Source organism: Sphingopyxis sp. KK2 (assembly GCF_001990265.1).
Classification (GTDB): Bacteria; Pseudomonadota; Alphaproteobacteria; order Sphingomonadales; family Sphingomonadaceae; genus Sphingopyxis.
In genome coordinates, this window is the sequence record NZ_LYVN01000160.1 from 1 (window position 1) to 8059 (window position 8059).

Consider the following 8059-nt stretch of genomic DNA (forward strand, 5'->3'; position numbering starts at 1 on the left):
GGGCGGGAAGGCGGTCTGGATCGTGTCGCCTGCCATCGTCTGGCTATAGCCCGGGCCGACCAGTTCGGGATCGACCAGCCAGCCGCCGCTCGCCCCCGCGCCGACATCGGCGCCCGTCGGTTCGGCAGCGGTCGACGCCTGGGCAATCCACAGCGATATCATGATGAAATAGTGGTTCCGCCCCGTTCACGCATTGCGATGGTGGTAGCGCGCCCGCGGGCGCGATGGCAAGAGATGCTTGCGCGGGTACCTGCCCTATAATAGCGCGCCGCGACGAGGCCGCCGATGGTATCATCGGCAACGAAGAGGATGGGAGAACAGGCGTGGACGCGGCTCAGGCGGTGCATGAAAAATTCCTTGGCGCGCTGGCCGGCGGACGGCTTCCCGACCGCGCCGACGCCCCCGATCCCGCGGCCATCGGCCTGTCGCGCACGCAAGCGACCGACATCTTCCTGTCGCAGCTCACCAGCCGCCAGATGGACCGGCTGTCGCGCCATCTGCAGGCGCGCGGCGAGGGCTTCTACACGATCGGCTCGTCGGGGCATGAGGGCAATGCCGCGGTCGCGGCGGCGCTGCGCGTCACCGACATGGCCTTCCTCCATTATCGTTCGAACGCCTTCCAGCTCCACCGCGCGCGCCAGCTTCCCGGCGGCACCCCGACCTGGGACATGCTCCTGAGTTTCGCGGCGTCGAGCGAGGATCCGATCTCGGGTGGCCGGCACAAGGTGATCGGCTCGAAACCGCTCGCGATCCCGCCACAGACCTCGACCATCGCCTCGCATCTGCCCAAGGCGGTCGGCGCGGCCTTTTCGATCGGCATCGCGCGGCGGCAGGGGATGAAGGATCTGCCGCTTCCCGAGGACGCGGTCGTGCTGACCAGCTTCGGCGACGCCTCGGCGAATCATTCGACCGCGCAGGGCGCGTTCAACACCGCGGGCTGGGCGGCGTTCCAGGGCTCGCCGATGCCGCTCATTTTCCTGTGCGAGGACAATGGTATCGGCATCTCGACGCGCACCCCGACGGGCTGGATCGAGGCGCAGTTCCGCCACCGCGCCGGGCTCCATTATATCCAGTGCGACGGCACCGATCTCGCCTCGGCCTATGCCGGCGCCAGCGCCGCCGCCGATTATGCCCGCCGCTTCCGCAAGCCGGTGTTCCTCCATATGGGTACCGTGCGGCTCTATGGCCACGCCGGCTCGGACGTGCAGGGTGCCTATCTGCCCAAGGCGCTGATCGAATCGGACGAGGCGCGCGACCCGCTGCTCAAGGGCGCGGCGCTGCTGGTCGAGCAGGGCTGGATGACCGCAGCCGAAATCGCCGACGCCTATGAAGAGATCGGCGCGACGCTCGCACGGCAGGCCGAGGCGGCGATCCTCCGCCCCAAGATCACCACGGCGTCGCATGTGATGGACAGCATCGTCCCGCCGAAGCGCGACCTCGCGCGCGTCAACACGCCCTCGGCCGAAGACCGCCAGGCGATGTTCGGCAGCGACGCGGGCCAGATGGACAAGCCGATGCACATGGCGCGGCTTTTGAGCTGGGCGCTCGCCGACCTGATGCTCGCGCACAAGGAAATCGCCGTGATGGGCGAGGATGTCGGGCCGAAGGGCGGGGTCTATAACGTCACCGCCAAGCTCCACCAGCGCTTCGGCTCGGCGCGTGTCGTCAACACCCTGCTCGACGAACAGGCGATCCTCGGGCTCGCGATCGGCATGGCGCACAACGGCTTCCTGCCGATGCCCGAAATCCAGTTCCTCGCCTATGTCCACAATGCCGAGGACCAGATCCGCGGCGAGGCGGCGACCTTGAGCTTCTTCTCGAACGGCCAATATACCAACCCGATGGTCATCCGCATCGCCGGGCTCGGCTATCAGAAGGGCTTCGGCGGTCATTTCCACAACGACAACAGCCTCGCGGTCTTCCGCGACATCCCGGGCCTGATCCTCGCGGTCCCGTCGAACGGCCGCGACGCCGCCCAGATGCTCCGCGAATGCGTAAGGCTCGCGCGCGAGGAGCAGCGCGTGGTGGTCTTCGTCGAACCGATCGCGCTCTACATGACGCGCGATCTGCACGAAGAAGGCGATGGCCTGTGGACCAGCGTCTATGAGGCGCCGGGGGCGGGGACGCCGATCGGTTTCGGCGACGTCGGCGTCCATGGCGACGGCACCGACCTCGCCATCGTCACCTATGGCAACGGATATTATCTCTCGCGCCAGGCCGAAAAATTGCTCGCCGCCGACGGGGTGAAGGCGCGCGTGATCGACCTGCGCTGGCTCGGCCCGGTCGACGAGGACAAGCTCGTCGCCGCGGTCGGGGAGGCGAAACGCATCCTGATTGTCGACGAATGCCGCATCACCGGCTCGCAGAGCGAGGCGCTGATGGCGAGTTTCGTCGAGCGCACGCCGGGCAAGAAGCTCGTGCGCCTCGCCGCCGACGACAGCTTCATCCCGCTCGGGCGCGCCGCGACGCTGACGCTGCCGAGCCGCGACAGCATCTATGCCGCGGCGAAGGAGCTGCTGGCATGAGCGCGAAGAAGACCGCGCTCGTCGTCGCTCCCGGCCGCGGCACCTATGGCAAGGGCGAACTCGGCAGCATCGCGCGCCTCCACGGCACGCGCTTCGCCGACCTGATCGCGAACTTCGACGCGCAACGCGCCGAACGCGGGCAGCCTACCGTCACCACCCTCGACGGCGCCGACCGTTTCAGCGTCGCGACGCATATGCGCGGCGACGTTGCGGCGCCGCTCATCTACACCGCCACCGCGCTCGATTACCTCAGCATCGACCGTGAGAAATATGACGTGGTCGCGGTCGCGGGCAACTCGATGGGCTGGTATAGCGCGCTCGCCTTGGGCGGCGCGGTGTCGGTTGCCGACGGCTTCCGCATCTCGAACGCGATGGGCCTCAACAGCCAGACGCACGGCCCCGGCGGGCAGATATTGCTGCAGGTCGTCGACGAGGACTGGCGCCCGGTCCCGGGCCTGCGCGACCGCCTGCTCGATCGCGTCGCGAACATCGCGTCGCGCCCCGGCCACGACCTCGCGCTCTCGATCGACCTCGCGGGCATGCTCGTCGTCGCGGGCAATGAGGAGGGGCTGGCCGCGCTGCTTGCCGAAGCCCCGCCGACCCCCGGCCGCGATCCCTTGCGCCTCGCCGGCCACGGCCCGTTCCACACGCCGCTGATGTTCGGCAGCTCGGACAAGGCAAAGGCCGAATTGCCCGCCGCGCTCTTCGCTGCCCCCGCGATCCCGATGGTCGACGGTCGCGGCCATATCTGGCGGCGCTTCGCCTCCGATCCCGCGGCCGTTTGGGATTACACCTTCGGCCACCAGATCCTCGCGCCCTATGATTTCGCGCTCTCGGTACAGGTCGCGGTCAGGGAATATGCTCCCGATGTCCTCATCCTGCCCGGCCCCGGCGACACGCTCGGCGGCGCGATCGCGCAATCGCTGATCGGCATCACCTGGCAGGGGATCGCCGGCAAGGCCGACTTCATGGCGCGGCAGGCGTCGGACCCGATCCTGCTTTCGATGGGCCGCGTCGAACAGCGCGCGCTGGTCACGGGCTGACCCGGTTGGGGCCGACCGGGGGGCACCCGGCCGGCCCGCCGATGGAAGCGGCCTGGTGGGGCCGGCCGCGCGGAGCGAGCGGCGCGGCCCCCAGGGACCAACGAAGGGACGCGCGCCGCTCATCCTCCTTATAGGTCGGCGGGGGACGGACCGGCCGCAGCCGGCGGCGATCATGCTCCGGATCGGAGCATATGGTCCGCCACCACTCCCGATTCGGCGATGAAGCGCAGTCGCAGCAGCTCGGCGATGCTCCCGGCCTCGGCGCGGCGCATGATGTTGGCGCGGTGGACTTCGACCGTGCGCGGGCTGAGGTCGAGCCTTCGGGCAATCGCCTTGTTGCCCAGCCCCGCCGCGATCGCCTCCAATATGTCGCGCTCGCGCGGGGTGAGCAGCGCCAGCCGCGCCTCGGCGGCGCGGCGCAGTGCACGCTGCGGCTGAGCGAGCCGCCACTCGTCCAGCGCAGCGTCGAGCGTGCGGCGCACCAGCCGCGGGTCGAGCGGCGCGGGCAGCAGGTCGTGCGCGCCGCCGCGCAGCATCGCGCGCGTTTCGTCGAGGCTCAGCCGTTCGGCGGTAACAAAGGTGGTGACGTCGGGCCGGTTCCCCAAGAGCGCTAGCAGCGCGGCACCGCTCGTCGCCCCCGGCTGGCACCAGTGGAATAACAGCACCCCGCCCGCGCGGTCGGCCTCGGCATGCAGATAATCGTCGGCGCTGGCGAAGCTGCGCACCACGCGTACCGCCCCGGCGGCGAGCAGGCGAAAACAGGCGGCCCGTTCAATCGGGTCCGGCAGCACCAGATGGATTTCGCCCTGCGCTTCACTCACGCGGCCGATGGTGCCGGTCGCACGGCAGAAATCCCAGCAGAAGCTGGTCCATTATGGCTTGTAATGAAGGGGATGCCGGGTCGGGTCCTGGTGACCCCTACGGGAATCGAACCCGTGTTTCAGCCGTGAGAGGGCCGCGTCCTGACCGCTAGACGAAGGGGCCGGCATTCAGACCCGAAAGATGGTGACCCCTACGGGACTCGAACCCGTGTTTTCGCCGTGAAAGGGCGACGTCCTAGACCGCTAGACGAAGGGGCCGTCGTTCGGTGAGCGGGCGCCTTAGACGGGCATATCTTTGCGGTCAACCCGTTCGCGCAATATTGCTGCGCATGGCCGCCTCAATCCGCCCAGGCGGCATCCTCCAGATGCAGTTCGGCGGCGGGGCGGCTGCCCCAATCGTCGCGTTTTGCGCGGCCTGCGAGCCATAATTTGCGCCCGCGCGCGTGGAGCAGGGTCTGGCCCAATTCGCTCTCGGCGGCGCGAAAGGCGATCGCCTTGAAGCGCGCGCCGTCGTCGCCCGCGACGATCAGCCGGACATGGTCGGTACCGACGAGACCCGCTTCGACGATTCGCACCGGCCCGGTCGCGACGCGCGGTGCGGGCCAGCCGGCCCCGTAAGGACCCGCGCTCTCGATCGCCTCGCACCACAGCGGCGATATCCCGCGCGGTGCGAGCACCGCGTCGATCAGCAGCGATCGGTCGCCACTCGCGCGCTCGACATCGGCCGCCAGCCGCTCGTTGAGGAACGCGCCGAGCGCGTCGAGCTTGTCGGCTTCGACGGTCAGTCCCGCCGCCATCGCATGGCCGCCGCCCGCGATCAGCAGGCCGGATTCCTTGGCGGCGAGGATCGCGGCGCCGAGGTCGACGCCCGAAATCGAACGCCCCGATCCCTTGCCGACGCCATTCTCGTCGAGCGCGATGACGATCGCCGGGCGGTGCAGTTTTTCCTTCAGCCGCCCCGCGACGATGCCGATCACCCCGGGGTGCCAGCCCGGCACCGGCGACGTCGCGACCGGCGCATTGGCGGCGCGCTCGCTCATCGCCATCGCCTCGTCGAGCACGCCCGCCTCGATCGCGCGGCGCTCCTCGTTGAGCCGGTTGAGCTCCTGCGAAATCTCGGCGGCCTCGTCCGGGTCCGACGTGGTGAGCAGCCTTACGCCAAGGTCCGATTTCCCGACGCGCCCGCCGGCGTTGATGCGCGGACCCAAGGCAAAGCCCATGTCGCTCGCGGTCGGCGCCTTGGTCAGCCGCGCCGCGTCCATCAGCGCCGACAGCCCGATATTGCCGCGCCGCGCCATGATCTTCAGCCCTTGGGTGACCAGCGCGCGATTGAAGCCGGTCAACCGCGCGACGTCGGCGACGGTGCCCAATGCGACGAGGTCGAGCAGGTCGATCAGCGCGGGTTCGGTCCGATTCGCGAAAAAGCCGCGCGCGCGCAGCGTCCGCAGGAGTGCCGCGCCGAGCAGGAAGGCGACCCCGACCGCGGCGAGATTGCCGTGCACCGCCGCATCGGGCGCTTCGTCGAGCCGGTTGGGGTTCACCACCGCAAAGGCGGCGGGCAAATGGCTCGCGCATTGATGATGGTCGACGATGATCGTTTCGACCCCCGCGGCATTGGCCTCTGCGATGGCTTCGAACGCCTGCGCGCCGCAATCGACGGTGACCACCAGCTTCGATCCCGCCTCGCCGATCTTGACCAGCGCGGCGCCCGAGGGGCCATAGCCCTCCATGAGCCGGTCGGGGATATAGGCACCCACCGGCACTCCCAGATCGCGCAGCAGCCGCACCAGCAGCGCCGCCGAGGTCGCGCCGTCGACGTCATAGTCGCCGAAGATGGTGATCGCTTCTTTCGCCTCGACCGCGTCGGCGATCCGCGCGGCGGCGGCGTCCATATCCCGGAACAGCGCCGGGTCGGGCATGAAGCCGCGCAGCGTCGGGCTGCGCTGGCGCTCGAGGTCGTCGCGCGGCACCCCGCGCGCGAGCAGCAGCTGGGTGACGAGATCGTCGGGCGCCAGGTTTTCGGACGCCATGTCGGCGCTCGCGCGGCGCCAATGCCACGGCTGCCCGGCGATCGAGCGCGTGATACCAAGGGCGGTGTCGGTCATGCGCGTGCCTTGGCGGTCAGGATGCGGGTGCGCAACTCCTGCGCCACGCCAAGCGGGATCGCGGGGATTTCATGTGTCGCGAGCGAACTGCCGCCGGGAACCCCGAACACCAATGTCGCCAGCCCCAGCGGGCGCAGGATGAAATCGGTCTTGAGGTCGGCGCTCTGCACCGAGGCGTGCGGCAACAGCGTCGTCTTGGGTTTCCACATCCCGCGCCGGATCGCGACCCGGTCGCCGAGGTCGACCCAGCGGTGGAAGCGCGCGGCGAACAGCGCGCCCAGCGCGATCAGCACGCCGATCACCGGTCCAAGCAGGCCGAGCGGCTGCCCGAAGGATAGGGCGGTCAGCCCGCCGATCGTCGCGCCCGCCGCGCCGACGAAGCCGCCGAGCGCGACGATGCGGTGACTATGCTGCCAGTCGGCATCCTCGGCGGGGCGTGGGATGGCGACTTCGGCGAGCACCGGGTCGATCTCGCCAAGCTGCGCAAAGGGGACAACCTCATGGTCCCTTTCCTTGCCGCCGTCGCTCGCCAGGCTCTGCAGTCGCAACTGGTGCCAGCCGAAGCGCTGGCGGAACCAGCCGGTGACGAGGATCGCCGCCTGCACGCGGCGCACGGGGATCGCGACGTCGGTGCGCGTCGTCAGCCCGCGCGTGCGGCGCAGCGCGCGCGGCTCGCGCGTCAGGCGGAAGTTCCAGTTGGCAAAGGCCATGGTCGCGATGCCGCTCACGAAACCGATCAGCAGCAGCGAGAACAGCGCACCGACCCCGGCGATCCAGCGATGCGCGATCACCCATTGGTCGAGCCCATATTGGCCCGCCACGTCGATCCAGTCGCGCGGGTCGAAGACGTTGAAGTCGAACGGCAGCAGGTCGTCGAAAAACTGCATGCCCGCACCGACCACCGCAAGCGCGGCAAGCGAGAAGTTGAACAATCCGGAGACCAGCAGGCGGCGCGGCCCCATCGAATAGAGCAACCGGTCCTCGTCGGGCAGCACCGCAGCCGCCGTCGCGGCGTCGCCTCCGGCAGCGGGGATGGCGGTCGCCGCTGCCGCCACGACCGGCGCGCTGCGGTGCGCGCGGATCGTCGTGCGCAGCGCCTGCGCCGCATCGAGCCCGATCGCGTCGAGATTGGCTTCATTCTCCTTGCCCGCGCCGCCCGCACCGGTCTCGAAGCCGACCTTCGCGATGCCGAGCGCGCGCGCGACCAGCCCCTGTTCGATGCCGACGTCCTGGATGCGGTCGAAGGGGATGGTGCGGTGCTGGCGCGACAGCACGCCGCTTTCGATCACCACCTCGTCGGCGCCGACGAGGAAGCGGAAGCGCAGCCATTTGAGCCAGGCCGAAACGAGCGAAATCGCAAGGAAGGCGAGGACCGCGGGGACGATCCACACCCAGTTGCCGGTAAAGCCCAGCGCAGCGACCGCAGGCAGGAAGTTCAGGCTGCGCGGCCCCAGCCTGACGATCGCCAGCGCCAGCGTCGCAGGGTGCAGCCGCTGCCAGTCGGCGTCGTCGTGGACAGGCGGTGCAACGGCGGGATCGGCGGCGACGCTCTCGCTCATGCGAAA

General features: G+C 69.5%; 5 protein-coding genes and 2 tRNA genes. 2 read left to right on the forward strand and 5 right to left on the reverse strand.

The window, feature by feature from the left end; genetic code table 11:
- Nucleotides 1–323 precede the first annotated feature (323 nt).
- The gene (locus B1A78_RS18800; RefSeq protein ID WP_077148431.1) at nucleotides 324–2525 is read left to right on the forward strand and encodes a thiamine pyrophosphate-dependent enzyme; all 2202 of its coding nucleotides are present in this window, start codon (nucleotides 324–326) and stop codon (nucleotides 2523–2525) included.
- Complete coding sequence (locus tag B1A78_RS18805) at nucleotides 2522–3568, forward strand: acyl carrier protein (RefSeq protein ID WP_077148432.1); 1047 nt, start codon at nucleotides 2522–2524, stop codon at nucleotides 3566–3568. Before B1A78_RS18800 ends, B1A78_RS18805 begins: the two co-directional genes overlap by 4 nt.
- A gap of 170 nt (nucleotides 3569–3738) precedes the next feature.
- Here the strand turns inward: B1A78_RS18805 and B1A78_RS18810 are convergent, their stop codons facing one another.
- The 5 genes from B1A78_RS18810 to B1A78_RS18830 form a co-directional block, all read right to left on the reverse strand.
- The gene (locus B1A78_RS18810; protein ID WP_256839342.1) at nucleotides 3739–4389 is read right to left on the reverse strand and encodes a response regulator transcription factor; all 651 of its coding nucleotides are present in this window, start codon (nucleotides 4387–4389) and stop codon (nucleotides 3739–3741) included.
- 88 nt (nucleotides 4390–4477) lie between these two features.
- Nucleotides 4478–4552, reverse strand: a tRNA-Glu gene (locus B1A78_RS18815).
- 19 nt (nucleotides 4553–4571) lie between these two features.
- A tRNA-Glu gene (locus B1A78_RS18820) sits at nucleotides 4572–4647 on the reverse strand.
- An 80-nt stretch (nucleotides 4648–4727) separates the two neighbouring features.
- Nucleotides 4728–6494: a single-stranded-DNA-specific exonuclease RecJ gene (gene recJ, locus B1A78_RS18825; RefSeq protein ID WP_077148433.1), complete on the reverse strand. Its 1767-nt coding sequence runs from the start codon at nucleotides 6492–6494 to the stop codon at nucleotides 4728–4730.
- A partial coding sequence (locus tag B1A78_RS18830) for a PH domain-containing protein (RefSeq protein WP_256839345.1) occupies nucleotides 6491–8059 on the reverse strand: 1569 nt, incomplete at its 5' end. The genes recJ and B1A78_RS18830, both read right to left, overlap by 4 nt.

Coding starts and splice junctions, on each gene's coding strand:
- recJ (WP_077148433.1), bottom strand. CDS start 6,494: ATGACCGACACCGCCCTTGGTATCACGCGCTCGATCGCCGGGCAGCCG.
- B1A78_RS18805 (WP_077148432.1), top strand. CDS start 2,522: ATGAGCGCGAAGAAGACCGCGCTCGTCGTCGCTCCCGGCCGCGGCACC.